This window comes from Prevotella sp. TCVGH (genome assembly GCF_023522295.1).
Lineage (GTDB): Bacteria > Bacteroidota > Bacteroidia > Bacteroidales > Bacteroidaceae > Prevotella > Prevotella timonensis.
This window is the reverse complement of sequence record NZ_QFFX01000041.1, coordinates 1-26,418: the sequence shown is the minus strand read 5'-3', so window position 1 is coordinate 26,418 and position 26,418 is coordinate 1. Positions and strand designations below refer to the sequence as shown.

Annotated in this window: 21 protein-coding genes and 1 tRNA gene; 10 read left to right on the top strand and 12 right to left on the bottom strand. The window is 42.4% G+C overall.

Annotated elements, in window-relative coordinates:
- Nucleotides 1-83: 83 nt before the first annotated feature.
- Complete coding sequence (locus tag DEM91_RS08570) at nt 84-479, top strand: phosphatase PAP2 family protein (RefSeq protein ID WP_249858625.1); 396 nt, start codon at nt 84-86, stop codon at nt 477-479.
- Between the two features lie 30 nt (nt 480-509).
- On the opposite strand, the gene aroB is transcribed toward DEM91_RS08570, so the two are convergent.
- Nucleotides 510-1,562, bottom strand: coding sequence for a 3-dehydroquinate synthase (gene aroB / locus DEM91_RS08565; protein ID WP_249858624.1), 1,053 nt, complete (start codon nt 1,560-1,562; stop codon nt 510-512).
- Nucleotides 1,563-2,494: 932 nt separating this feature from the next.
- On the opposite strand from aroB, the gene DEM91_RS08560 reads away from it, so the two are divergent.
- From DEM91_RS08560 to DEM91_RS08545, 4 genes are all read left to right on the top strand, one after another.
- Nucleotides 2,495-3,646 carry a DNA polymerase III subunit delta gene (locus DEM91_RS08560; protein ID WP_249858623.1) on the top strand — a complete coding sequence of 384 codons (1,152 nt, stop codon included), beginning with the start codon at nt 2,495-2,497 and terminating at the stop codon, nt 3,644-3,646.
- 81 nt (nt 3,647-3,727) lie between these two features.
- Nucleotides 3,728-4,945: a stage 0 sporulation family protein gene (locus tag DEM91_RS08555; protein WP_249858622.1), complete on the top strand. Its 1,218-nt coding sequence runs from the start codon at nt 3,728-3,730 to the stop codon at nt 4,943-4,945.
- Nucleotides 4,946-4,951: 6 nt separating this feature from the next.
- Nucleotides 4,952-5,407: a gliding motility lipoprotein GldH gene (locus DEM91_RS08550; RefSeq protein WP_249858621.1), complete on the top strand. Its 456-nt coding sequence runs from the start codon at nt 4,952-4,954 to the stop codon at nt 5,405-5,407.
- A gap of 190 nt (nt 5,408-5,597) precedes the next feature.
- Nucleotides 5,598-7,145, top strand: coding sequence for a Gfo/Idh/MocA family protein (locus DEM91_RS08545; protein ID WP_249858620.1), 1,548 nt, complete (start codon nt 5,598-5,600; stop codon nt 7,143-7,145).
- 71 nt (nt 7,146-7,216) lie between these two features.
- On the opposite strand, the gene rodA is transcribed toward DEM91_RS08545, so the two are convergent.
- The 7 genes from rodA to DEM91_RS08510 all read right to left on the bottom strand — a co-directional run bounded on the left by rodA (nt 7,217) and on the right by DEM91_RS08510 (nt 15,635).
- Entirely contained in the window at nt 7,217-8,686 is a 1,470-nt protein-coding gene (rodA, locus tag DEM91_RS08540; protein ID WP_249858619.1) for a rod shape-determining protein RodA, read from the bottom strand.
- Nucleotides 8,667-10,517, bottom strand: a complete 1,851-nt coding sequence (gene mrdA, locus DEM91_RS08535; protein WP_249858618.1) for a penicillin-binding protein 2 — start codon at nt 10,515-10,517, stop codon at nt 8,667-8,669. Before mrdA ends, rodA begins: the two co-directional genes overlap by 20 nt.
- A gap of 29 nt (nt 10,518-10,546) precedes the next feature.
- Entirely contained in the window at nt 10,547-11,047 is a 501-nt protein-coding gene (mreD, locus tag DEM91_RS08530) for a rod shape-determining protein MreD (protein ID WP_102188237.1), read from the bottom strand.
- A 16-nt stretch (nt 11,048-11,063) separates the two neighbouring features.
- On the bottom strand, nt 11,064-11,921 hold the full coding sequence (gene mreC / locus DEM91_RS08525) for a rod shape-determining protein MreC (RefSeq protein WP_249858617.1): 858 nt from the start codon (nt 11,919-11,921) through the stop codon (nt 11,064-11,066).
- A gap of 38 nt (nt 11,922-11,959) precedes the next feature.
- Complete coding sequence (locus DEM91_RS08520; protein WP_008125450.1) at nt 11,960-12,982, bottom strand: rod shape-determining protein; 1,023 nt, start codon at nt 12,980-12,982, stop codon at nt 11,960-11,962.
- A gap of 71 nt (nt 12,983-13,053) precedes the next feature.
- A complete protein-coding gene (locus DEM91_RS08515; RefSeq protein WP_249858616.1) occupies nt 13,054-13,647 on the bottom strand; it encodes an IMP cyclohydrolase in 594 nt (197 codons plus the stop codon).
- Nucleotides 13,648-14,549: 902 nt separating this feature from the next.
- The gene (locus DEM91_RS08510) at nt 14,550-15,635 is read right to left on the bottom strand and encodes a TlpA disulfide reductase family protein (RefSeq protein WP_249858615.1); all 1,086 of its coding nucleotides are present in this window, start codon (nt 15,633-15,635) and stop codon (nt 14,550-14,552) included.
- Nucleotides 15,636-15,829: 194 nt separating this feature from the next.
- Between DEM91_RS08510 and DEM91_RS08505 the strand changes: the two genes are divergently transcribed.
- From DEM91_RS08505 to DEM91_RS08495, 3 genes are read left to right on the top strand one after another with little or no spacing between them, the layout of a single operon-like run.
- Nucleotides 15,830-16,519, top strand: coding sequence for a queuosine precursor transporter (locus tag DEM91_RS08505; RefSeq protein ID WP_249858614.1), 690 nt, complete (start codon nt 15,830-15,832; stop codon nt 16,517-16,519).
- Nucleotides 16,520-16,545: 26 nt separating this feature from the next.
- On the top strand, nt 16,546-17,016 hold the full coding sequence (gene queF / locus DEM91_RS08500; RefSeq protein ID WP_025072745.1) for a preQ(1) synthase: 471 nt from the start codon (nt 16,546-16,548) through the stop codon (nt 17,014-17,016).
- A gap of 13 nt (nt 17,017-17,029) precedes the next feature.
- Nucleotides 17,030-19,252, top strand: a complete 2,223-nt coding sequence (locus tag DEM91_RS08495; RefSeq protein WP_249858613.1) for a patatin-like phospholipase family protein — start codon at nt 17,030-17,032, stop codon at nt 19,250-19,252.
- A gap of 82 nt (nt 19,253-19,334) precedes the next feature.
- Here the strand turns inward: DEM91_RS08495 and asnA are convergent, their stop codons facing one another.
- Entirely contained in the window at nt 19,335-20,372 is a 1,038-nt protein-coding gene (gene asnA / locus DEM91_RS08490; RefSeq protein WP_249858612.1) for an aspartate--ammonia ligase, read from the bottom strand.
- Nucleotides 20,373-20,702: 330 nt separating this feature from the next.
- On the opposite strand from asnA, the gene DEM91_RS08485 reads away from it, so the two are divergent.
- Nucleotides 20,703-20,776, top strand: a tRNA-Arg gene (locus DEM91_RS08485).
- A gap of 804 nt (nt 20,777-21,580) precedes the next feature.
- Entirely contained in the window at nt 21,581-22,741 is a 1,161-nt protein-coding gene (locus DEM91_RS08480) for a TlpA disulfide reductase family protein (RefSeq protein WP_249858611.1), read from the top strand.
- 240 nt (nt 22,742-22,981) lie between these two features.
- Here DEM91_RS08480 and DEM91_RS08475 read toward each other — a convergent pair whose 3' ends face one another.
- The 3 genes from DEM91_RS08475 to kdpB are packed head-to-tail and all read right to left on the bottom strand — an operon-like array spanning nt 22,982 to nt 26,344.
- Nucleotides 22,982-23,725, bottom strand: a complete 744-nt coding sequence (locus DEM91_RS08475; RefSeq protein ID WP_410525638.1) for a TorF family putative porin — start codon at nt 23,723-23,725, stop codon at nt 22,982-22,984.
- Complete coding sequence (locus DEM91_RS08470) at nt 23,722-24,312, bottom strand: K(+)-transporting ATPase subunit C (protein WP_249858610.1); 591 nt, start codon at nt 24,310-24,312, stop codon at nt 23,722-23,724. The genes DEM91_RS08475 and DEM91_RS08470 overlap by 4 nt, the downstream gene beginning before the upstream one ends.
- A gap of 13 nt (nt 24,313-24,325) precedes the next feature.
- Nucleotides 24,326-26,344, bottom strand: coding sequence for a potassium-transporting ATPase subunit KdpB (gene kdpB / locus DEM91_RS08465; RefSeq protein ID WP_249858609.1), 2,019 nt, complete (start codon nt 26,342-26,344; stop codon nt 24,326-24,328).
- Between the last annotated feature and the right edge of the window lie 74 nt (nt 26,345-26,418).

Genomic DNA, 26,418 nt, shown 5'->3' with positions numbered 1-26,418 from the left:
CCGGAGGCGCGAAGCCTCCGAAGAGCGGCATCCGACTTGTCTCCGTGTGTTAGCCTTTGCAAACATAGTAACTTATCTCATCAGTGATACAGATAGTAGACGGATATCGAGGTGGAAAATATGGTTTCCCGTCAGCACATGCTGCTAACTCATGGGGATTGGTGTTTTTGATGATTTACCTTTTTAGGCTAAGAAATTTGTGCGTTTTATTGGTAGTATGGGCTTTTTTGTTATGCTATACTCGTTTGTATTTGGGCGTACACTATGTTGGCGACTTGTTGGCAGGAGCCTTGTTAGGACTCCTCAATGCCACACTTGTTTGTTTTACCGTGAGGTGGTATGTACGCAATTTTGCTCAAAGGCATAGGGCAACATCCGTGTCTCAATACACCAAGTACATACCTATCGCAGTATGCGTGTTCTCTGTCGTCGTCATGCTGATTTTAGCATCGTTTTATGACCCCAGTATTGGGCTTTAATCCCCCTTGTAAGAATGACATTTGATGTGCTTAGCATCCTTCTCTTAGAAAGTCCAAAGCTTCTTTGATTTCCTCAACCGTGGCAGTCTGGTCTGTCTTCATCTTTCCTATATTCTCAAGCAAAGTAAAGTTGATGGTGTCTCCTACATTTTTCTTGTCATGCGTCATCAGTTGGATAAGCGCATCATAGTCATGACAGGTGATAGGAAGTGTACCGTAGTTCTCGCGAATAAACTGGTTTAGCTGGTGCATCTTGTGGGTAGGAAACCCACATTTAAGGGCACTCAAATACAATTCGCAAGTCAGTCCGTAGGCAACCGCATAACCATGTAGAATGGGGGTATGTTTCAATGACCAAGACTCGAAAGCATGTCCAAAGGTATGACCTAAGTTGAGTGCTTTGCGTAGACCTTTCTCATGAGGGTCTTGTCTCACAATGTCCTCTTTTATTTTCACCGAATCTTCCACCATCTGTTGTAGGAGCTGGTAGTCAATGGGGTACTCCAAATTGAACGAAAGTAACTGAGCAAACCTATTTTCATGGGCAAGTAATCCATGTTTCAGCATCTCTGCATAACCACTTCGCAGGTTCTCCAAATCCAGTGTCTGAAGAAAACAGGTGTTGAGAATCACAAAATTCGCATCGTTGAAAACCCCAATTTCGTTCTTTAGCCCATTAAAATTAAAACCTGTCTTACCGCCCACTGAGGCGTCTACCATTGCCAAAAGGGTAGTGGGGATGTTGATGAATGAGATGCCACGCTTAAAGGTAGAAGCGGCAAATCCACCGATGTCAGTGACCATTCCACCTCCCAAATTGATAAGACAAGAATGGCGAGTGGCATGATTGTTTTGCAGTGCTGTCCAAATTTGTTCTACTGATCGCAGGTCTTTGTGCATATCGGTAGGGGCAATGGTAATGAGTTGTGCCTCTTTCAGTATTTCCAAATTTTGTATTCTCGTCCAACAGTGTTCTCTTGTGGTGTTATCTGTGAGTACAAACAGATAGTCGGGTTGGCAGTCTGCTATAGCTTTGGTAAGGTCTGTTTGTAAATGATGAGAGATGATGATGTTTTGCTTCATGCTATATTTGCTTGATATACGCTTCGTGTGTCTGCAAAAATACGAAAAAATGTGTGCATCTCTCAATTATTGTAAACATTTTCTCTGTTTTTTGCATTGCTATCTTCGAAGTCTGTTTCTTATTCTCTTTTTTCCTTATCTCTAAAAATATATCCCATTTCTGAAATGAAATAGTTGAAGGCTGGTTCTATAAATTACCACCGCATATAGTCATTAAATTTTTATGAAATACGTTTTGTTATCTTTTGGCTTCTTTTTGGTTCAAAATGTAAGTTCGTTCAGTCGTGTAGCTCGCTACACTCCTTCACTCTCTTGCATTTTGACCTCAAAAATAAGCTCAAAATCTAACAAAGCTAATTTATAGAACCAGCCTGAAAAAAGTAATGATTTTTACAAAAGTAATCAATAAAAATCGTAAAATAAAATGACATTTTTTCTGTTCAAAAGAATTGCACAAATAGAAACAGTACTTGCCTTTCGTTTTTGTCTCTTGACGTTTTGAGCATCACAAATAATGGGGAAAGATAGGGTAAAAGTATAGTTCGAGGTGATTTTTTTGTTCAAAAACGGTTCTATTTGAGTGAAAACGTGCAAAATAATGACTGTTTTCACGAGATTAAGTCAATGGGTTAACCTGCCTATCTACATGACTTAACCGTGTTAATGTAATGGAGTAAGCCGACAAACCCATGTAGATAAGCGCATTAGCGCATTTTCAAAATTTGGCTAAATGCAGCCGAAGATGCGGAAGACGTAAAATATAGCAATTATAAAGAACTGTTTGTACGTTTTTTTACCATTTTTCCCATTGCAATTAGTCAAATATATTGATACCTTGTAACAATTTTGCGTAATTTTTAGTAACTTTGCAAACAACGTAAATTGGCATGAAAGTGCTTTTTATGTAAGGCTTTTATCAACCATTGAGGACAGTGAAATTCAGCGAGGTGATTGGTCAAGAGGAGGCACAGGCTCGGCTTGTGCAGCTGGTACACGAAAATCGTGTGCCACATGCGCTGATGCTCTGTGGTCCACAAGGATGCGGCAAGTTGGCTTTGGCTTTGGCTTTTGCCTCTTATGTCTTAGGAGAGCGAGACGCAAACGGACAGTCTATTCTTGCCTCAGAAAGTGCCATACTCAATGCCGAGGCGATGTTGCGTAACTGGCAACACCCCGATTTGCATTTTACGTATCCAGTGATTCGTCCCACAGGCACATCTTCCGATCATAAAATGATTAGTGATGATTTTGGCAAAGAGTGGCGGACGTTGCTCAATGACACCGTCTACTTTAGCATTGACCAGTGGCTCGAGTGCATGAAGGCAACTACCCAACAGGCTCAAATATTTGAGGCAGAGAGTGACAACCTGACGCAGAAGTTAAGTCTGAAGTCCAGTCAAGGAGGATATAAGGTTTGCTTAATATGGCTACCCGAACGAATGAATCAGGTTTGCGCCAACAAACTGTTGAAGTTGTTAGAAGAACCTCCCTCGCAAACTTTGTTCTTAATGGTATGCGAAGAGCCCGACCGACTGTTAGAAACCATTCTGAGTCGTGTGCAACGAATCGATATCCCACGCATAGACGACGTGGCTATTGAACAAGCACTGATACAGCAACGAGGAATAGAAGCCAACAATGCGCATTATATTGCTCGTATCGCGAACGGCAGTTGGCTCAGGGCATTGCAGACATTGAGTGCAGACAACGAGAACAAGCAGTTCTTGGACACCTTTAAGCTGTTGATGCGCTTGGCTTATATGCGCAATATCAGGAGCTTGAAGAAATGGACAGATAGCGTGGCAGGATTTGGACGTGAAAAGCAACGGCGGATGCTGACCTATTTCAGTAGGATGATTCGTGAAAGTTTTATGTATAACTTTCAGCAACCAGAACTCGTTTATATGACGCAGGAAGAAGAAGATTTTACGAAAAACTTTGCTCGTTTTGTGAATGAAGCCAATGTGATTGAAATTGATGAGCTATTGGCAACGGCACGTAGGGATATAGGACAAAATGCCAATGCTAAAATTGTTTTTTTTGATTTAGCCTTGCATTTAATTGTGCTATTGATGAGAAAATAAACATATAATAGAGATGATGCGCCTTCCGATGTTATTAACGGTAGGGATAAGTGCAGGACATCTCATGACAAAAAAGAAACAATGGATTACAAAAATATGAAATTCAAATTAGCCAACGGTTGTGACAGAGGACTCTGTCGTCGGTCTTGTGGTCGTCAAGACAGACCGTTGAACACTTACGACTGGTTGGCTGATGTTCCAGGTAATAACCTAACGACAGATTTGGTTGAGGTACAATTCAAAAATACACGTAAGGGATATTACCATAATGTGAACGGACTGGACTTGAAAAAAGGCGATATTGTGGCAGTAGAAGCAAGTCCAGGGCATGACATAGGTGTGGTGACGTTGACAGGAAGTTTGGTGAAACTCCAAATTAAGAAAGCCAATCTGAAGTCTCCTGATGAGATACGACGGATTTATCGAATAGCGAAGCCCGTGGACATGCAAAAGTATGAAGAGGCGAAGGCACGTGAGGATGATACGATGATACAAAGTAGGAAGATTGCCAAAGACTTGGGGCTACAGATGAAAATTGGAGATGTAGAATATCAAGGCGATGGCAACAAAGCCATTTTCTATTATATTGCCGATGAACGTGTGGACTTTAGACAGCTCATTAAGGTGTTGGCGGATGCCTTTCATGTGCGTATTGAGATGAAGCAGATAGGTGCCCGACAGGAGGCAGGACGTATCGGCGGAACAGGTCCATGCGGACGAGAGCTGTGCTGTGCCACGTGGATGAAGAACTTTGTATCGGTAAGCACGAATGCCGCTCGCATACAGGACATTTCCTTAAATCCACAAAAACTGGCTGGGATGTGTGCCAAACTAAAGTGCTGTCTCAACTATGAAGCCGATGACTACGTGGAATCAAGCAGGAAAATCCCAAGTAGAGAGATTATTCTGCAAACCGTTGACGGGGATTACTATTTCTTTAAGGCGGACATCTTGGCTGGATTAGTCACTTATTCTACCGATAAAAACCTCGCTGCTAACTTAGAAACGATTACCACCCATCGTGCCAAGGAGATTATAGAGATGAACAAGCGGGGTGAAAAACCTGCATCGTTGCTTTCGGATGGTAGGCAAAAAGAGAAAGCACGTCCTGTCGATTTGTTAGCTGGAGCTGACATTAGTCGATTTGATCAAACGAAGAAACGGAAAAGAAGACGCCAACAAGGTTCTGAACAGGAGGCAACTCGTGGGGCAAATCAAAACAGAAATCGCCGAAAGCCCATGGACAAAGAGGGTCGCCCAACAGAGAGAAGACGTTCGGAAGAGACGAAGAATCAGTAGTGGAGCATGAAAAATGTAGGGATACTCGTTTGTTGTTGTTTGCTTTTTTTTGCTTGCAACGAAGGCAAGGTGTATGATCGATTTCAGCATACACCTCTTTCTGGGTGGGAGAAAAATGATACTTTGACCTTTGATGTGCCACCGATGCGCCAGTCGGGCAACTATCAAGCTAAATTGGCCATGCGCATCAACAGTAGTTTTCCTTTCAAAAGTCTGACCCTGATAGTAGAGCAAACGGTGTTGCCCCATCGTAATAAATATGTAGACACCTTGGATTGTGAACTCATTGGCAACAACGGGATAGCACAGGGACGAGGTATTAGCTATTATCAATACGATTTCAATATTACTCAGTTAAAGTTGCAGCAGGGTGATTCACTCCACATCAAGGTAAGACACGATATGAAAAGGGAGATTCTGCCAGGTATTAGCAACGTGGGTATCACCCTTATAAGAAAGTAAATCTGTAAAGAGGTGTCAGTCCACGCATGCTGAGATGTGTTTTCTCTATTGTGTGGAAGGGGGAGAAAAGGATGTTGAACTGCTCACTGAAGATGGTTTTTGAGTCGGCAAATGTCCATTTTCCCTTTTTTTATTTGTATCTTTGTAACGCCCAAAAAAACTAACTATATTATTATTAACCCATAAAAGAATGAAAAAGTTAAAGACATTATCTATGATGCTTGCTGTAGCAGCACTTACGTTGTTGCCCAGCAAGGGAATGGCACAATTCAATTGGAAGTATAAAATCGAAGGTGGAAAGATTGTTACCGAAGTACCTCAGCGGGCAGCAGGACAACAGTCGGCTTTGTTATTAAAGACGCCAAAGTTGAAAACCGTACGCGTGGCTTTCGTTGGCTTGGGTATGCGTGGCCCCGGTGCGGTGGAGAGATGGACGCATATACCTGGTATACAGGTCATGGCATTGTGCGATTATGAGAAGGAAAGGGCAGAAGACTGTCAAAAATACTTGAGAAAAGCCTCGATGCCAGCTGCCGATATCTATAGTGGTGAAAAAGGATACGAGGAAATTTGCAAGCGCAAAGACATTGATTTAGTATATATTGCTACCGACTGGTTGCACCACTTCCCAGTGGCTAAGTGTGCTATGGAGAATGGGAAGCATGTGGCTATCGAAGTTCCTTCTGCGATGAACATGCACGAAATATGGCAGCTTATCGACATGTCTGAAAAGACACGGTTGCATTGTGTGATGCTTGAAAACTGCTGTTATGATTTCTTTGAGCTTAATTCGTTGAACATGGCACAGAAAGGTTTGTTTGGTGAAGTCATCTATGCACAAGGAGCATACCGCCACGAGCTATCTCCTTTCTGGGATCACTATTGGAAAAAAGACCAAAACGACAAGTTAGGCTGGCGATTGGACTATAATCAAAAATATCGTGGAGATGTTTATGCCACTCATGGACTTGGTCCTGTAGCACAAGTAATGAACATCCACAGAGGAGATAGAATGAAGACTTTGGTAGCCATGGACACAAAGTCATTCAATGGAAAGAAACATGTTGAGCAGATGAGTGGAAAGCCTTGTGAGAAATTTGCCAATGGAGACCAAACTACAACGCTTATTAGAACGGAGCAAGGGAAAGTGATAGAGATACATCACAACGTCATGACTCCTCAACCATATAATAGAATGTATCAGCTCACAGGTACTGAAGGCTTTGCTAACAAATATCCTGTTGAGGGCTATGCACTATCTTCAAAGAACATGAAGCAAGGTGGCGTGTCTCCTTCGAATGATGATTTGTCGGGGCATGAGTACCTTTCAAAGGAAGATATGAAGGCATTGGAAAAAGCTTACGCAAGTCCTTTGGTAACAAAATATGGCGATGAAGCGAAGGAAGTAGGCGGCCATGGCGGTATGGATTTCATCATGGACTGTCGTTTGGTTTATTGCTTACAGAACGGATTGCCTATGGACATTGATGTTTATGACTTGGCAGAATGGTGCTGTTTGGCTGAATTGGGAGCAATATCCATGGACAATGGCTGTCTTCCAGTAGAGGTACCCGACTTTACAAGAGGTGGTTGGAATACGATAAAGGGTTATTCGCATGCTTTTGCCTCTCCTGAAGAAGAGGCGGCAAATGATGCCCAAGCAAAAGCTTTTACAGCAAAACTCAAGGAAAAAGGTAAGCGTTACTGGGAGAAAATAGATAAGAAGAATAAAAAGTAACGTATCAAAAACGGGAGTCAAAAACAATGATAATTTGGGTTTGACTCCCGTTTTTCCTTTCTGTCGTATTGTTACGTATGGACGATGTTGCGTGCTGCATCAATTCGCAGGAATATAAATAACAGGATGGTAAAGCCCCATAGCGATGACCCCCCATAACTGAAGAATGGTAAGGGGATGCCAATAACGGGGGTAAGCCCAAGTACCATGCCCACATTGATAAAGACATGGAACAAAAAGATGCTGGCGACACAATAGCCATAGATACGTCCAAAGGCAAAAGGTTGTCGTTCTGCCATTTTCAAAAGTCGTAAGATTAAAGCCAAGAAAAGCAGTAATACGCCTGCCGATCCAATGAACCCTTCCTCTTCACCTACCGTACAGAAAATAAAATCTGTGTCTTGTTCGGGAACAAACTTTAGTTTTGTTTGGGTTCCATTTAAGAAGCCTTTACCTTTCAGTCCACCAGCTCCAATGGCAATTTCGCTCTGATGCACGTTGTATCCCACCCCAGAAATATCTTCTTCTAAGCCCAACAGCACTGTTATACGTACTCTTTGGTGAGGCTTCATTACATTATTTAGGACATAATCGGCAGAGTAAAAGAAAGCCAATGAACCCAATGCAAACAATGCAATGTAGAGATAACTCTTATATTGGCTGGCTAACCAGCAGTAAAGTAGAAAGCCAATCAAAGCGAATGTTACAACTAATTGAACCCAAACGATATCAAATGGCACCACAAACTTGGCAAACAACAGGGCAATGAGGGTGGTGCCGAGTGAAATAAGCGTGAGGAATTGACTCTGTTTCTTATCCTTACAGTAGAGGTAAACCATGGATGTAGAAAACAATTGTAAGAGCAATATGACAATGAATTTACCTAAAGAGACAGGAAGTCCCCACAATTGTACGTCTTCATACTTGATGCCAACGACAAAATAAATAATCATAGCCACCCCAGTGAACAGAACACTGCCAGGCATTCCTTCTCGATAAAACATGAGAAAGAATGATAAATAAACCAAAGCAGAACCTGTTTCTTTCTGTGCTACGATGAAAAGCATGGGTAAAAGTACAATGCCTAACGCATAAGCAAAGTCTTTCCACTTATGAATATTAAAGCCATATCGCCCCATATACTTACCAACAGCCAAGGCAGTAGCAAACTTTGCAAACTCTGCAGGCTGTAGGCGCAAGGGACCAAGCACTAACCATGACCTTGAACCTTTTATCTCGTGGGGATTAAATATAGTTGCAAAAAGTAACAACAGCATGACGGCATAGATGATATATGCAAACATGTCATAGTATCTGTCATCTAACATGAGCAGGACAAATCCGAGAAAAATGGACGAAGCAATCCAGATGATTTGCATTCCTGAACGCGTACTTAAACTGAAAATATCGGTATCACCATATGTGTAACTTGCTCCACAGACACTTAGCCAGCCAAAGATGAGCAGTGACATGTAGATAAGAATGGTCCACCAGTCTAATGAACGAAAGACGCCAGACGGTTTATCGGTTACTCTTGCCATATCCTATTCTTCGATTTTGAAATACATTAGCTTTCGCCTCTGATGCTGGTGAAAGCTTTCCTTTGATGTATTGTTCCATCATGAGAGACCCAATAGGAACGCCATAATCAGCACCAAATCCTCCATTCTCAACATAGACGGCAATGGCTATCTTTGGGTTGTCCATGGGAGCAAAGCCCATGAATACAGAATGGTCGTGTCCACGGTTCTCTGCTGTACCTGTCTTTCCGCAGACAATATAATCAGATCGGTTTGCTGACCTACATGTTCCTCGTTCTACAGCCGACCGCATTCCTGCCACAACGTAATTATACGCTCGTTTGCTTGCTTTGGTATAATGCCTTCGAGTGTATAGCGTATCCATGGCCTCACCTTGTACTTTTCTCACAACGTGCGGTACATAATAATATCCTCGGTTTGCAATGGTAGCCCCGAGATTGGCGATTTGTAAAGGGGTAAGATTGACTTCGCCTTGCCCAATCGAAATACTGATCACCGTCAGTCCATTCCATGAGCCTTTATAAGCATGATCATAAAACGCTGCATTGGGAATGAGACCACGCTTCTCTCCAGGGAGATCAATTCCTAACTTGTATCCAAAGCCCATGCTGACCATATAGTCGCGCCAAGTGTTCATGGCTGTTTGTACGTTTCTATATTTCTTGCGATTGCTCATCATATAATACAATCCCCAACAAAAATAAGCATTACATGAAGTACTTATAGCTGGAATTAACGCTAAGGGTGAAGCATGACCGTGACAACCTACGTGAAGTCCACGGAAATAAAATCCTCGATGGCAGGCAAATGGGGTAGAAGGGGAGATGATTCCTTCTGAGAGAAACGTCAAAGCCTGTGTCGTCTTGAAGGTTGAACCAGGTGGATATTGTCCCATAATGCTACGGTTCAAGAGAGGTTTCCAAACATTTCGCTGTAAAGCAAGATGATTCTTGCTGCGTTTCTTTCCCACTAACCAACGTGGATCGTAGGTAGGTGTAGATACCATGCACAGCACTTCACCCGTAGAAGGCTCGATGGCGACAATGCTACCAATCTTTCCTTCCAGCAATCGTTCACCGAGTGCTTGCAATTGTAAATCGATAGAAAGCGTTAAATTCTTTCCGGGTATTGGCTTTTTATCTAATGCTCCATGTTGATAGCTGCCCTGCACGCGACCGTGAACATCACGTAATAATATCTGAACCCCTTTCTGTCCTCTTAGCTGTTTCTCGTAAGAACGTTCAATGCCCAATTTTCCAATATAGTCTCCAGCTTGGTAATAATCATCCTCTTCAATGTCGCTGGGTGATACTTCTGCCACATCTCCCAAGATATGTGCTGCGTATGGATATTGATATTGTCGGATGCTACGCTTCTGAACATAAAACCCTGGGAACCGATACATTTTCTCTTGAAAGATACTAAACTCTTTATCACTGAGCTGACTCATAAACAGTTGTTGCGTAAACCGTGAGTAACCTGGGTTCTTGTTGCGATCTTTAATTTCCGTCATTCGTTGCTGGTAGAACTCTTTGGTAATGCCCAAGGCTTCGCAAAATTCGAGTGTGTCTATTCTACCTTTTTGCTCATTCATCACGACCATGATGTCGTAGGCAGGCTGATTGTACACCATTAGCTTGCCATGACGGTCTGTAATGATTCCACGAGACGGATATTCTATTTTCTTAAGAAAAGCATTACTGTCAGCATTCTTTTTATAATCATCGCTCAACAGTTGCAAAGTAAACAGACGAATGGTATAGATGACCACAATAGTAATGGCCACCCCTGCAATAACATACCTGCGGTTTTCAAGATTATAATCTTTCATTCGTCAATTCGTGGGTCAACTTTGCATGTCTACCCTCGTCTAACATTCTCTATTGTCATGAGTAGAATCAGTGTTAAAACCGTACTACCACCGACACACTTGAGCCACTGAAGCCAGTTAAAGAAGTTGAATGCTTCGAGTGAAAAGAAGATGAGACAATACAAGAACACTAATACAAGGGCATAGCCCCAAAAGGCAGATATGCCTAATGTGTGCATTGACGGCTGTAAGTCTTCTGCACTATCACGTGGCAAGAATAATATTAATACATAGGGTTGTATCAATCCGATAAATGTCATACTGGCAGAAGCCAGTCCGGGGGTGTTTGAAAAGATGTCAACACTTAGTCCTGCCAAGAATCCACAAACCAAAATGCCCCACTTTGGGAAGTTTCTTCTAAACAGCAACATACTGTACACATACAAAAGGGGTGTGGCAAAACCAAAGAGATGGATATGGTTAAATATCAGCACTTGTAATAACAGCAATATTACAAATATGGATATACCTTTCAATAAATCAACCCCCATCTCTTTACTCCTATCTTTATTTAGCTTCCAGTGAATCGCTGGCTGCCCGCATCAGTTCTATGCGCTCTTTCATAGCCGTGTTATCGACCACAGAAACATCGCGCAACGTACTGAAATTTGTTGATAACTTGACACTTAATCTATAAGAAACTCCATCTGCAGAGTTGTACACATGCAGAATCTTTCCCACCTTTATTCCGGGTGGGAAGATAGACGAATAACCACTGGTTACGATATTTTCGTTTAACTTGAACCGTGCGTGTCGTGGAATGTCATCCAGATAAGCAATGTCGGTAGCTCCACCTTGCCAAATCAAGTAGCCAAAATACTCTCTATTTTCTATTTTACAACTGATATTGGACTTTGTATTGAGCAATGGAATCACGACTGAATACTGTGGAGACACCAAATAGACAATGCCTACAACCCCTGTTCCACAGACCACACCCATGTCCTTTTTCACTCCATCTTTCGAACCTTTATTGATAGTCATGAGGTTATCAGGCTGAATAATAGAGTTGCTTACGACTTTAGCGGGAATCAATTTCATCTCTTGTACAGGTAGCAGTAAGCTATCTTTGACGTAAGATGAATCTTTTGTGACTGTTGTCAGTTTCTCAGATAAGTCTGAAACCTTTTCTTCCAGTGCAATATTTCTTGCCGTGAGCTCTTCATTCACTTTGGTGAGTGAGAAGAAGTGTTCTAACTGTGAACTCCAGTCATATATCCTACCAACAACGACATTCGCTGATGAAAACCACACACTACTTTGGTAATTATTGTAGCTGAAAAGCAGGGTAAGGCTAATTGCCTCAAGTAACACAAATACAAACCAATGGTGCTGACGTGCCAGAAACTCAATGAGATTCCGCATACTTACAGTTGATTATTAGTGTGAAAATGCACCACTCCTTATCTCATCAAGAACGAGAAGCGATCTACGTTCTTCAATGCGATGCCAGCTCCTTTGGCAACACTGTGTAGAGGGTCTTCTGCAATGTGGAATGGTATGTTGATTTTGTCTGTCAAACGTTTGTCGATACCACGGAGCAATGCACCACCACCACTGAGATAGATTCCATTCTGAACAATATCTGCATACAATTCAGGTGGAGTTGACTCTAATGCAGACAGGACAGCATTCTCTATTTTAGCCACAGTCTTGTCCAAACAGTGTGCTATTTCTTGATAGCAAACAGGTACTTCCATAGGTAATGCGGTAATGCGATTAGGACCGTGAACCACATAATCCTCTGGTGCCTCATCTCCTAAGTCTGTCAAAGCAGAACCCACATGAATCTTGATACGCTCTGCCATACGTTCGCTGACTTTCACATTATGCTGTCTGCTCATGTATTCCTGAATGTCGGCAGTAAGGTCGTCGCCCGCTGTGCGTATGGAGTTGTTGGATACGATACCTCCCAAAGAGATAACAGCAATCTCAGTACTGCCACCACCGATGTCGACTATCATATTTCCTTCGGGTGCTTCTACATCTATACCGATACCAATGGCTGCTGCCATGGGTTCAAAAATCAAGTACACATCGCGCCCGTCAGCATGTTCAGCAGAGTCGCGTACTGCACGAAGTTCCACCTCTGTACTTCCTGATGGCACCCCTATGACCATGCGCAGTGAGGTAGAGAACAAGCGTCTACCAGGTCTTACCATCTTGATAAGTCCACGCATCATCTGTTCGCAGGCTGTAAAGTCGGCAATCACACCATCACGCAGAGGTCGAATAGTACGAATATTGTCGTGCGTCTTCTCATACATCATTTTTGCTTCTTCGCCTACTGCTATCATTTTGTCAGTACGACGGTCGAGCGCAACGACGGAAGGTTCGTCAACAACTATTTTGTCATCACTGATAATAATAGTGTTGGCGGTTCCCAAGTCCATTGCAATTTCTTGGATAAAAGAAAAAAATCCCATTTCTAAATCAATATTTTATTGAGACCTAATGTTGGATTTCGCTTCGATTTGCGATATCCATATCTGTCATATTATTTGGTAAACCATGTATGTATGGCTGTATCATAGTGGCTGCTCACCTTGAACGCATGTTCAGCAAACTTCTTTCTTTCCTCTAAAGTTGTCTGTGCTCCTTGCCTGTTCAGAATATCTTCCAGCATACTATATTCTGCTTTGCTTGGTACAATGACAACATCTTTGAAGTTTTTTGCCCCTGCGCGAATGAGCGAGATGCCGCCAATATCAATCTTTTCAATGATTTCAGCTTCAGATGCATTGCTTGCTACTGTCTGCTCAAAGGGATAGAGGTCGACGATAACTAAGTCGATTGCAGGTATTTCATATTGTTTCATTTGCTGTTGGTCACTGTCATTGTCTCGTCGAGCCAAGATACCTCCAAAGATTTTAGGATGTAATGTTTTCACTCGTCCGCCCAAAATAGAGGGGTATGAGGTGACGCTTTCTACCGTTTGGCATTCATATCCCAACGATTCTATAAACTTTTGTGTTCCACCAGTTGAAAGAAATTTCACGCCCTCTGCGTGCAGTTTTGATAACAGAGATTCAAGTCCGTCTTTATGATAGACTGAAATCAGTGCTGTCTTGATTTGTTTTGTTCCAGTCATACTTTAATGTATATTTGGTTACAAAGTTACGAAAAACCCTTGAATGCACCGCAATAAAGGATAGAAAAAACTTTTTTTCACAAACATTCTTGTTCAATTTTCCCGAACAATCAATACTTCTATCTCTGCTGATGCTGCTATATTTGCTTTTCGTAACTTTCAAATGCACACATTAACTCAATGGGTTAGGCTCGTTAGGTCATTGAGTTAATCCTGTTAAGTCAATGGGTTAAGCTCATTAAATCAATGAATTAGGCGCATTAAGTCATTGGGTTAACGATACAAAGTCAATGGGTTAAGCCTGCTAAGTCACTGAATTAGTCTATTAAGTCAATGGGTTAAGCTCGTTAAGTCAATGAATTACAGCACAAAGTTAATGGGTTAAGCTTGTTAGGTTATTGTGTTAAGCCTGCAAAGTCAATGACTTAAGCACGTTAAGTTAATGGAGTAACAGCACAAAGTCAATGACTTAAGCTCATTAAGTCATTGGAGTAACGGCACAAAGTCAATGGGTTAAGCTCGTTAAGTCAATGGAGTAACGGCACAAAGTCAATGGGTTAAGCTCGTTAAGTCAATGGAGTAACGGCACAAAGTTAATGGGTTAAGCTTGTTAAGTCAATGGAGTAACGGCACAAAGTCAATGGGTTAAGCACGTTAAGTCAATGGAGTAACGACACAAAGTTAATGAAAAAAAGAAAAAAACGAGTAAACTTTATCAGTTATTTTTTAGAATTGATAAAGTTTACCCTCTTTTTCTTCTTGGCTTTCTATGAGCGTAAAATACTGGTTGATATGTTGATAGAGAAAAGAAGTGAGTGCATTAAGCGCCCTTCTATCAACTTTTCAGCTCATTTTCAGCGTAAAATTTAACGGATAGTTCTGTTTGGCAGAACCGTCATTTCTTAATATCCGTAAATTTCTTTTAACTTGTCAGCAAGCTTTGCACCACGCAAGTCTTGTGCAACAATTTGTCCTGAAGGGTCTACCAAGATATTGCAAGGAATGGCATTGACGCCATACACATCGGCAGCAGCACATTTCCAACCTTTCAAATCAGAAATATTGTGCCAAGGAAGTTGTAAATCTTGTATTCCTTTCTTCCATGCTTCAAGCTTTGAGTCAAACGAAACACCAACTACATCAAATCCCTTGGCTTGATGATAACGTTTGTAGGCATCCACTACATTTGGCATTTCCATGCGACAAGGTCCACACCAGCTCGCCCAGAAGTCTACCAATACGTAGTTTCCTTTGCCTACCCATTGACTCAGTTTTGCGGGTTTCCCTTCGATATCATGCATTGCCAAATCTGTAAACTTCAAACCGGGACGGCGCTTTTCCAAAGAACGGAGTTGCTGTTTGGCTCTTTCCATCATAGGATGGTTATAGTAAGCGCTGGTATTGTCCAATGCAGAAACCAACTCCTCATAAGTCAGTGAATAATAAGACTGCCCTAAGAAGTAAGCTGGAGTCACCCCTTTTTTGTTCGAGTTGGCAAAAACTAAAATATCTTTTATCTGCTTTTGCTCTGTTTGTTCCATCATTCCTTCGAAGACACCCTTTTTAGTTTGTCCCTCAATCGTTTTGTCCGGGGCTACAGCTTGATATTTTTTATAGATGTCCATCATCTTTTCATCCAGTTTGTTCTGTTCCTTTTGGAAGTTTGCAAACTGTACATTCTGCGGTGAACCAGTGACATTGCCATTCTTTAAGTTGACAGTAATAGGGGTGTGATCATTCACCACTGTAACACTGTGTTGCTTGTCAGCAGTTACGGTGATAAAAGTGTTGAGGGGTTGAGTGCCATTTAACTGGAATTTATTGTCCTTCACAGCCACACTATCCACAGATCTAAACTTGCCATTGTAGAAATAATACACCCAATTAGTGCCTTCTGGTGCATTTCCAGAGATGACATATTCGGCATTTTGAGCCTGCGTGGTTGTGACGCCCAAAGCAAGCATTGTAAACAATAATAACTTTTTCATTGTACTTTATTTTATATTCGTTTAGCGCAAAAATACTTGTTTTTTTTGAAATAGCCATCATATCTCACTAAAAATAACTAACTTTGCAGGCAAAAGGAATTACAGAAAGACTGATGATGTAAATCCTTCAATGAATTTTATCCTTTATTGGCTCAAAACAGAGTGCTTGGTCAACCTCTTAAAAAACAAGAAAAATGGAAAAGAAAAATCACTATGTGAGTGTGTTGTTTATGCTTTTCAGCATCCTTTTTTGTGTTTGCTTGATAACAGCAAACGTGTTAGAAACAAAGCAAATAGCCGTAGGTCCGATATCTCTCACAGGGGGGCTTATCGTGTTTCCTATCTCGTATATTATTAATGATTGTGTTTGTGAAGTGTGGGGCTATCGCAAAGCTCGACTGTTGATATGGTTGGGGTTTGCCATGAACTTCTTTTTTGTCATGATGGCAGCCTTGTGCGATCTGATTCCTGGCGCAAGTTATTGGACTTTAGGGCAGAGTTTTCATGATATATTCGGGTTGGCACCACGAATTGCCTTTGCCTCGTTTATCGCTTTTTTATGCGGCTCGTTTGTCAATGCTTACGTCATGAGCAAAATGAAGATTAGTTCGCAGGGTAAAAACTTCTCTCTTCGTGCGATTTTAAGCACCATTTTTGGTGAGGGGGTAGATTCGCTTATCTTCTTCCCCTTGGCATTTATTGGTGTTATTCCAACCTCTGCACTTTTACCGCTCATGCTTTGGCAGGTGATACTTAAGACGGCTTACGAAATTGTGGTGTTACCGATCACGATTCGGGTTGTACGAAAGCTGAAAGAACATGAGGGTGTGGACGTCTACGATGAGGATGTAGATTATAACGTGTTGCAAGTTTTTAACATCTAAGTTGGCAATTTCAAACAAAAATAGAAATGGAAGATACTCGCAAAAATGAAGGACTAAAGGCTTTGGGTTCGAAGACAAAATACAAAATGGATTATGCGCCAGAAGTGTTAGAAACATTCGAAAACAAACATCCAACGAATGATTACTGGGTACAATTTAACTGTCCAGAATTCACTTCTCTATGTCCTATTACAGGTCAACCAGACTTTGCGGAGATTAAGATTGCATATATCCCGCAAAAACTCATGGTGGAAAGTAAGAGTTTGAAACTCTATCTCTTCAGTTTTCGTAATCATGGTGACTTTCATGAAGACTGTGTGAACATCATCATGAAAGACTTAATCCAACTCATGCAACCCAAATACATTGAAGTCATAGGACTTTTTACGCCAAGAGGCGGTATTAGCATCTACCCTTATGCTAACTATGGGCAGCCTGGTACAAGGTATGAGACCTTGGCAGAGCAACGATTTTTTAACCACTCTATACAACCATAAAAACAAAAACAGAATGAAAAAGATTGCCATTTTCACATTAGTAGGATTATTGCTTTTGGCGATACCAGTACAATCGCAGCCACAACGCAAGAAAATTGCTATTGTGTTGAGTGGCGGTGGCGCAAAAGGTTTCGCTCATATTGGTGCCTTAAAAGTAATAGAAAGAGCTGGTATCCCTGTTGACATTGTCACTGGTACTTCGATGGGTAGTATTATTGGCGGACTGTATAGTATTGGTTACGACAGTCAGCTCATGGATAGCATTGTTCGTCAGCAAGACTGGACTTTGATGCTCTCTGATAAGATTGATGTAAGGAACGAAAGTTTGAAGAGACGCCAAAAGCAAAATACTTATATCATAACCAGAGATGTGAACTTTGGTAAGAAGAAACCTACTTTCTCAGGAGGTCTTATTGAAGGAAAAAATCTGCGCAAGTTGTTTGAGAAGTTGGCTTATCGATACCGTGACTCTATTGATTTTAATAAGTTGCCTATTCCCTTTGCTTGTGTGTCTACCGATATCATTGGCGATGCAGAATATGTGTACCATAGTGGTTCACTGATAGAAGCAATGCGAGCCAGTATGGCGATACCCGGCGCTTTCACTCCTATTCGAAAAGGAGAGATGGTGTTGGTAGATGGAGGTATGAGCAATAACTTCCCTGTAGATGTAGCCCGAAAAATGGGAGCCGATGTGGTAATAGGGCTAAGCGTACAGGAACCTGACAAGACAGCGGATGATTTGACACGAAGAGGGAGTGTCATAGGACAGATTATTGATATTAACTGTAAGAAAAAATATGATGAGAATGTGAAGAATACAGATATCTTTATCCGCTCGTGTACAGATGGATATGGTACTACTTCTTTCTCAAAATCAGCCATAGACACCTTGATTCGACGAGGAGAAGAGGCAGCTATGAAGCAATGGGACCAGCTTGTTAAGCTCCGCGATGAACTCGGAATTAAACCAGGTCAGCGAGCCAAATATCTTACTGAAATCACCGTGGACACCTTGCCACAAAAAGTTAAATTGGCAAATGTGGTATTTGAAAAAGTGGATGCAGCAGACCAAAAGTTTACTTTGAGAAAGTTTCACCTTCTAAAGAGAGATAGCATCAACACAGAGATGCTTCAAAAAATAGCAAACTCAATGCGGGCAGATTTTTACTATAATGATGCAGATTGTTATCTCACACCAACCGATGCGGGCGAATGCCTACATATTGCTGCTATTGGCGATAAAACGAAGAAGGCGAGATTGGGTGTTCGCTTTGATACAGAAGAGCTTGTGGCACTGCAAGCCAATCTTGGGCTATTCGTAAGAAATAAGTTTTTGCCAATGGCTGCAGATTTTACACTGCGTTTGGGTAAGAGATCAATGGCGCGAGCCGACTTTTCGTTATATTTTAATCATTGGGGTAAGGTCAATGCTTCTTATGTGTTCCGCCACCAGGATATAAATATTTATGACAAAGGTGAAAGAGATGCCAATATCATTTATAATCAACACACGGTGAGTTTGATACCCTTTGATTTTAATATCCGCAATTTTAATTTTCAACTTGGCACTTATTTGGATTTTTATCGATATAATGCTGTGTTACAAGATGCGAAACGAGAACTCTGGCAAATCAACAAGCGCAATCAACATTTTATCACTTATCAGGCGAGTGTGAAATACAATTCTGAGGATAAATGGTATTTTCCAACACGTGGTGCCAAGTTCGAAGCGACGTATGGCTATCATACAAACAACTTTGTAGGATATGACGAGGAGCCTGGATTTAGGAGTGTCAACGCAATGTGGAGAATATCATTTGCTTTGAACAATCGACTGACAATACAACCAATGCTTTACGGCAGAGGTGTGTTTGGTAAAAATCCTCCTTATATTTTACAAACGGTGATTGGAGGAAATCACTTCAATTATTATGCAGAGAACCAACACTTGCCTTTCGCAGGTATTAGTTATTTAGAGTTGGTAAGAAATAAATTCGTTGCAGCGCAACTAAGATTTCAACAACGTATAATTGATCATAATTTTATCATAGCTAAAGTAGGTGTCTATAAAGACGGTGATAAAATGGATGATATTTTTGATCATAGCTTAAGGGTCGGTGTACAAGCCGCATACTATTATCAAAGCATTGCCGGACCTCTTGGAGGTTCGATTGGTTGGACGACAAAAACAAAGCAACCTAATTTCTATATCAATTTGGGTTTTGTCTTTTAAGAGCTGTCAAGACTGTCCGCCGTGTTTATGAGCTGTTGCTGTTAACACGGCGTGTTTTAGGATGAACAAGATGAACGATGAGTTAGATGAGTTTCATTCCTACTGCAGCACACTCTTTACGCATGTCTTCAGGCCAAATGCTGGCTTGAATTTCTCCGATGTGTGCTTTCTGGAGCAAGACCATACAGAGCCTGCTTTGTCCAATACCACCTCCCATACTCAGTGGTAATTTATCATTTAGAAGCTGTTGATGGAAATAAAGCTGTTGTTTATCTTCTTGATTTTCAAGCTTCAACTGTCTTAACAAGCTCTCCTTATCAACACGAATGCCCATAGACGAGAGTTCTATGGAGCGTTCTAAGACAGGATACCATATTAAAATATCACCATTAAGTCCAGCCAAACCATTCTCTGTCACAGTTGACCAATCATCATAGTCGGGCGCACGACCATCATGTTTTTCTCCATTACTGAGCTTCCCACCAATGCCAATAATGAATACTGCCCCATATTTCTTACAAATAGCATCTTCTCGTTCTTTTGGCGATAAGTCAGGATACATTTGCAACAGTTCTTCACTATGAACGAAATGAATATCGTGAGGAAGAAAGGGCGTTAGCTGTGGATACGTTTCACAGGTAAGATATTCGGTGCGAAGCAATGATGCATAAATACGTTGTACCACATTTGTTAAAAAGGCAATGTTGCGGTCGGAAGGTCGGATAGAGCTTTCCCAGTCCCATTGGTCAACATACAATGAATGAAGGTTATCCAATTCTTCATCTGCTCGAATCGCATTCATATCCGTATAGATACCATAGGGTGGCTCAATTTTATACTCTGCTAATGTTAACCTTTTCCATTTAGCCAAGGAATGTACCACCTCTGCCTGTGCGTTCTCGAGGTCTTTGATAGCAAACGTAACAGCACGCTCGATGCCATTCAAATCATCATTGATACCTAAACCTTTCAAGACGAATAGGGGAGCAGTGACACGTCTGAGTCTTAATTCGGTTGCAAGATTTTGTTGGAAAAAATCTTTGATAAGTTTAATACCTTGCTCTGTTTGTCTCATATCCAACAAAGCTTGATAGTGTACAGGTTTTATCAATTTACTCATTTTGGTGTAGTTGCTCTTTATTCGTTCAAAACTTGATGAAAATGCTTTCACTAATTGTCATGCAAAAGTAGAAAATTTATGGAAGATATACAATAAGAAAAGATGTAAATCGGTCAATATGATTAAAAATAAACGCTTCATCTTTCATATTGTCTTAATTCAATCAGTGGGAATCATGAAGGATATACTCCCATTTTTATCGTCACACAAAAAGATGACGTGCTCTGTAGATACGTTGCAAAGAACAGGTTTGCGGCTGAAAAAGAATAATTTGAACAAACAAACTTGTTAAATTCAATAATTTTCTATACTTTTGCACTCGTTTATTATGGCCTCGTAGCTTAGCTGAATAGAGCGTCAGATTCCGGTTCTGAAGGTCTTGGGTTTGAATCCCAACGAGGTCACTCCTACTAACAAGCGGAAAGTACGATAAGTAAAGGCTTTCCGCTTTTTGCTTTTATAGAGAAACTTCTACATAGTCTTTGAAGTAAGTTCTGAATACAGAAAGTAGCAAACAAAAAGAGACTAACAAGGAGTTAATTAGAGATTTGGCTGAAATTCCCTGCTTATCCCGAACAGAGGTATCATATTGAAGCCTATTGATGTGTCATACAAAGGCCATCCGTCCTCGTCAACTTCAAGGTATTTCTTGTAGGTTGTTTCCTTAATTTGCCTGTATTCTTTCGCTTTCTTTCTGTCTTCGGCTTAAAGATATAGTCATCCCAAAGACCTACGATAGTCAGTCGGTTACAACCATTATGTTTATTGAGGTTCAGCGATAATTTGGGTTGTACGCCCGTTAGAGATGTCTGAGTACGAATTACTCGCTCGGGTAATTGGTTGAGTTCTTCATGTTTATACTCTTACAAAGGCTCATCTTTTGTCCCGAAGAACTTCCGTGCGCATCCTGGATGAAAGTCTTTCTGACCCACCTCCAATACTTTGTGTGTATGATCAGTTAAAGAGAAATAAAAAGATGCTGTATACTTTCCTCTACATTTAGGCTCTACTAAAAATATAAGTTTTTGATATTCAATGATATATATATCATAATATTTGTATAATTCACTAAAAATGACTACCTTTGGGTGTTAAAACATGAAAGAAGCAAAACGAAAACACTTTGACAAATCAACTATTTTACCTATTTTTGTCGTGAATGAGGCTGCTTGCCGAAACATTGGAAAAGAACTTTAAATCCCAATAATATGAAAAGAGCATGTAAATTGAAATTCTTTATTTTGTCGGTGGCAACGTGGCTGTATTCGTCAGGGGCCTCGGCACAGAGCAATTTTACGATGAGCGGCGCACTGACCGACGTTGCAAACGACTCCATCCTCGTGGAGTATGTAGAGCGAAATCCGGACAAGAAAATCATCAATTTTGCTACGCCCGTCAACAACGGCCATTTTAATTTTTCGCTTTCTATAGACAAGGCCTACCAAGGGAGTCTTCGGTTGAAATCCAGTCCCAAAAAGGTCATGTACTTTTTCTTTGTCCCCAACGAATTTGTCAACATAGAAGGAGATTTCATTGACAAGTACAGCGTCCGCATTTCGGGCAGCGCATTCTATCAGCAGTACGCCAAAGTGACGGACGTGGGAAGGCCTTTTAACACGGAATTTGACATCGCCGAAAAAGAGTATGAGGCGGGAGTGGCTGCCGGTGACAATGCCGTTCGGCTCGACAGTATACGCGAAGCCGCCAACTGTGACATCAATCGGCGCAGGCACCCTGTGGTCGAGGAGTACATCGTACAGCATCTCGACGAGGACGCCACGGCGACTTTGGTGCTCGACGTGAATATGGACCGTGTGGTTTCGGTCATACGGAAGCTTAGTCCCGCAGTGCGCAACGGTCGTTTCAAAGGATATTTGGATATGTGGCAGGAAGTCTTCGAGCGGATGGCCGTGATGAGGAAAGCTCAGAAAGAAGTGGCCGACACGGCTAAAGTCGGCGCGATGGCCCCCGATTTTTCCCTCCCCACGCCACAAGGCGATACGCTCACGCTCAGTTCCCTGCGGGGTAAATATGTGCTGCTGGACTTCTGGGGCTCGTGGTGTACATGGTGCATCAAGGGATTTCCTAAAATGAAAGAATGCTATGCCCAATACGGCGACCGCATTGAGTTTGTGGGCATCGATTGCAACGACAAAGCCGAAAAATGGAAACAGGCTTTGAAGAAATACCAGTTGCCGTGGCCGCAGGTGAGAGACACCGATGCGAAGGTCGAGACCGCATATAGGGTGAAAGGCTATCCTTATAAGGTGCTGATAGGTCCCGATGGAAAGATATTGAAAACTTATTTGGGCGAGGTGGAGACGTTCTATCAGGAATTGGGCCAAATGATAACCTCTGGCAAAGAATAGTGCCAGACGTTTTTCAACTAATTAGTGTTCGCTGAATCAATAAATTGTCATGGCTGCAAAGCAGCGGACTCTAAACTTTGCAATGGCATTTGCCCATAAATTGAACTTAATTTCGAAAAGGGCAAGACAAAGAAACTCATTGAAGAGGTACTACGAATTGGAACACAAGTGCGTGTGCCATTAGGAGACCATGCCATAGTCGATGATGATTATGGCACGGTCGTCATAATTTCGGGCACATCAAAATCCTATACCTGCACCGGCAACGAGATAGACATGGTCGTTGGTGGGTGAGACTATTGCTTGAACAAAGAGTGGTATCGAGAATTTACCAGATATTCCAAAACTCTTCGATGCTTTCAGCGATACATCGGTTATTGCGGTCTTGCCGTTATAGTAGCCTTTCCATGGTGTAAAGCCAATTGATGGCGTCAATGTCACTTCGGCCGGGCAAGCGATGTCGTATGACGCATTGATGTAAGTTGAACAGCAACGCTTGTCGCTGTCCGTACGCATATCGGCTCCGGCAAACCATGTTGACCAACTGAGAGTAAGAGGCAGTTTAGTGCTGAAGTTGTAAGCAACAGTCGCCTCAAAGTGATGGCCTCCATCTATGGGATTGTCTGTTGGACCTTGCTTGTAGTAACCATAAGGATTATGCAATCCGCCCCACCAATAATCTGTCAATGTGGCTGATAATCCATCAATGGAGTAAGATAGATTAATGTCCAGTTCTTGAACGTCGCGGTCAGCATTATTTGTCAGACTCTGACTACACCATGCCGACAGGGACAATCCTTTGTACGACAAGCCAAGACTAGGCTGCACCGAAAAGCCGGAGTTCTGGTCCATTCCACGCCATACGTAGTTATTTACCAAGTCAATGTTGCCATTCACGGTTACTTTGTCTTGTGCGGAAGCGGCTGACGATAAGGTCATGACCGCTCCCAAAATAGATGCGAAAATAATTTTTATCTTCATCATTTTTGTGAATTCAAGATTGGTTTAAGTTTATCAAGAGCTACATTCAGTTTCAATACATTTACCTTTGCAGGACCGAATAGGCCAAGCAACGGACGTTCAATGGATTTCTCAACCAATGTTGCAACTTGCTTTTCATCGAGATGCCTTGCGGCAGCTACTCGTTTCACCTGCACCCGAGCTGACTGCGGAGTGATGTCGGGGTCGAGTCCCGAACCGCTCGCCGTCACCATTTCAGCCGGCACGTCCTTGCGCTCAAGGTATGGATGATGTATCAGGAAAGAGTCTATACGTGTCTCCACTTCGACAAGATATTCGGGATTCGTAGGTCCCTTGTTGCTGCCACACGAGTTGGCAGCATCATATCCATCGCCTGCACACGAGGGTCGTCCCCAAAAATATATGTCTTTGGTGAAGTTCTGCCCTACGTTGGCTACACCTACCACTTTGCCATCCACTTCCACAACTTCAGCATTACCATTTCCCGGACCTGCCACTTTGCCAAAAATCCATAATACCATTACATAACCGAGGTACAGGAACATGCACAATACCATCGTTAGCCTGAAAGCTACTATAAAATTTTTCATATCTGTATTTCAATTAAAAGAATAAACCTACGATTAAATCAATCAGTTTGATACCCACAAATGGAGCAATGATACCTCCCACTCCGAATATCAGCAGATTGCGTCGGAGCAAAGCGCTTGCCCCTATCGGCTTGTACTTCACGCCACGCAATGCCAAGGGGATGAGCAGCGGGATGATGATGGCGTTGAAGATGACGGCCGAGAGAATGGCACTCTCGGGAGAATGAAGATTCATGACGTTCAGAGCTGCAAGTTCTGGTATGGATACCATGAAGAGGGCAGGCACAATGGCAAAGTATTTCGCCACATCGTTGGCGATGGAGAAGGTGGTGAGTGTGCCACGTGTCATGAGCAATTGCTTGCCAATCTCAACGATCTCAATGAGCTTTGTCGGGTCGTTGTCAAGATCTACCATATTACTAGCCTCCTTGGCCGCTTGAGTACCGCTGTTCATGGCCACACCCACGTCGGCCTGTGCCAATGCTGGAGCATCGTTGGTGCCGTCGCCCATCATGGCAACGAGTTTGCCGTTCTTCTGCTCTGCTTTAATATAGTTCATTTTGTCTTCTGGCTTAGCCTCGGCAATGAAATCATCCACTCCAGCTTTCTCTGCGATATATTTGGCAGTCAGTGGATTGTCACCAGTCACCATAACTGTCTTCACACCCATCTTATGCAGACGCTCAAAACGCTCACGGATTCCTTGTTTAATTATGTCCTGTAGTTCGATGACTCCAACAACTTTTTTGTTGACAGTCACAACAAGAGGTGTACCGCCATTGCTAGTTATGGCTGTCACGAGACAAGAGATATGCTCGGGAAAGGTGTAGCCGGCATCCTCGGTAATATGACGCATGGTTTCGAAGGCTCCCTTGCGAATCTCTGTGCTGTCCTTCAACACGATGCCCGACGACTTCGTCTCGGCAGTAAACTTTATCATGTGGGCACCCTCGGTGTGCAATGCCCTCATCCTGAATCCGTCGTTTCGTCCAAACTCTACTATTGACTTTCCCTCGGGAGTATCGTCGGCAATTGAGGAAAGGAGGCATGCCTGTTCAAATTCGGCCTTATCCACCCCTTCAGCAGGATAGAACGCAGTGGCCTTACGGTTGCCAATGGTGATGGTTCCTGTCTTGTCAAGCAACAGCGTATCCACGTCACCCGCTGTCTCCACAGCCTTACCGCTTTTAGTGATGACATTGGCACGCAGCGCACGATCCATACCGGCAATACCGATGGCAGAAAGTAGGCCGCCGATGGTTGTTGGTATCAGGCAAACGAATAATGAGAGGAACGAGGCTATGGTGATCACTGTACCCGTATAGTCGGCAAAGGGCTTTAAAGTGACGCAGACTATCAAGAACACCAATGTGAACACTGCCAACAGAATGGTAAGTGCAATCTCGTTAGGGGTCTTCTGACGTGATGCACCCTCCACGAGGGCTATCATCTTGTCGAGGAAACTCTCGCCAGGTTGCGTAGTGACAACCACACGGATATGGTCGCTAAGCACTTTTGTACCACCAGTGACACTGCTCTTATCGCCACCGGCTTCGCGGATGACTGGGGCAGACTCACCTGTGATAGCACTCTCGTCGATGGAGGCAAGTCCCTCAACAATCTCACCATCGGCAGGAATAACATCGCCGGCATCGCACACAAACTCGTCGCCCTTCTTCAGAGAAGAACTGCTGACGGTTTTGATATTACCGTTCACATACAGCTTTGCTGGCGTCTCCTCGCGCGTCTTGCGTAGGCTGTCAGCCTGAGCCTTACCACGTGCTTCGGCTATGGCCTCGGCAAAGTTGGCAAACAGCAGGGTGACGAAGAGGATAAGCAAAACCCATGCGTTGTAGGCAAACGAGCCTTGCTCGCTGCTAAACGCCGAATAGATGGTCACGGGCAGCATAACGGCAGTGCAAATCTCCACCGTGAACATAATGGGGTTCTTTATCATCTGCCTCGGGTCGAGCTTCACAAACGACTGTTTGATGCTCGCTATAACAAGTTCTTTTTCAAATAGATTGTTCATAACTTCTATGTTGCTTTCCAAATAATTGGAAAATATTTGTAATTTATTAACTGTTCATTATCATTCACTTAGCG

Bases quoted from the DNA above. Each gene is read 5' to 3' on its own strand.
- DEM91_RS08505 (WP_249858614.1), top strand. From the start codon at position 15,830: ATGGAAAAGAAAAATCACTATGTGAGTGTGTTGTTTATGCTTTTCAGC.
- DEM91_RS08550 (WP_249858621.1), top strand. From the start codon at position 4,952: ATGAAAAATGTAGGGATACTCGTTTGTTGTTGTTTGCTTTTTTTTGCT.
- kdpB (WP_249858609.1), bottom strand. From the start codon at position 26,344: ATGAACAATCTATTTGAAAAAGAACTTGTTATAGCGAGCATCAAACAG.
- DEM91_RS08510 (WP_249858615.1), bottom strand. From the start codon at position 15,635: ATGAAAAAGTTATTATTGTTTACAATGCTTGCTTTGGGCGTCACAACC.
- DEM91_RS08520 (WP_008125450.1), bottom strand. From the start codon at position 12,982: ATGGGATTTTTTTCTTTTATCCAAGAAATTGCAATGGACTTGGGAACC.
- DEM91_RS08470 (WP_249858610.1), bottom strand. From the start codon at position 24,312: ATGAAAAATTTTATAGTAGCTTTCAGGCTAACGATGGTATTGTGCATG.
- DEM91_RS08475 (WP_410525638.1), bottom strand. From the start codon at position 23,725: ATGATGAAGATAAAAATTATTTTCGCATCTATTTTGGGAGCGGTCATG.
- DEM91_RS08515 (WP_249858616.1), bottom strand. From the start codon at position 13,647: ATGACTGGAACAAAACAAATCAAGACAGCACTGATTTCAGTCTATCAT.
- mreD (WP_102188237.1), bottom strand. From the start codon at position 11,047: ATGGGGGTTGATTTATTGAAAGGTATATCCATATTTGTAATATTGCTG.
- queF (WP_025072745.1), top strand. From the start codon at position 16,546: ATGGAAGATACTCGCAAAAATGAAGGACTAAAGGCTTTGGGTTCGAAG.
- DEM91_RS08555 (WP_249858622.1), top strand. From the start codon at position 3,728: ATGGATTACAAAAATATGAAATTCAAATTAGCCAACGGTTGTGACAGA.
- aroB (WP_249858624.1), bottom strand. From the start codon at position 1,562: ATGAAGCAAAACATCATCATCTCTCATCATTTACAAACAGACCTTACC.
- mreC (WP_249858617.1), bottom strand. From the start codon at position 11,921: ATGCGGAATCTCATTGAGTTTCTGGCACGTCAGCACCATTGGTTTGTA.
- asnA (WP_249858612.1), bottom strand. From the start codon at position 20,372: ATGAGTAAATTGATAAAACCTGTACACTATCAAGCTTTGTTGGATATG.
- DEM91_RS08480 (WP_249858611.1), top strand. From the start codon at position 21,581: ATGAAAAGAGCATGTAAATTGAAATTCTTTATTTTGTCGGTGGCAACG.
- mrdA (WP_249858618.1), bottom strand. From the start codon at position 10,517: ATGAAAGATTATAATCTTGAAAACCGCAGGTATGTTATTGCAGGGGTG.
- DEM91_RS08495 (WP_249858613.1), top strand. From the start codon at position 17,030: ATGAAAAAGATTGCCATTTTCACATTAGTAGGATTATTGCTTTTGGCG.
- DEM91_RS08545 (WP_249858620.1), top strand. From the start codon at position 5,598: ATGAAAAAGTTAAAGACATTATCTATGATGCTTGCTGTAGCAGCACTT.
- rodA (WP_249858619.1), bottom strand. From the start codon at position 8,686: ATGGCAAGAGTAACCGATAAACCGTCTGGCGTCTTTCGTTCATTAGAC.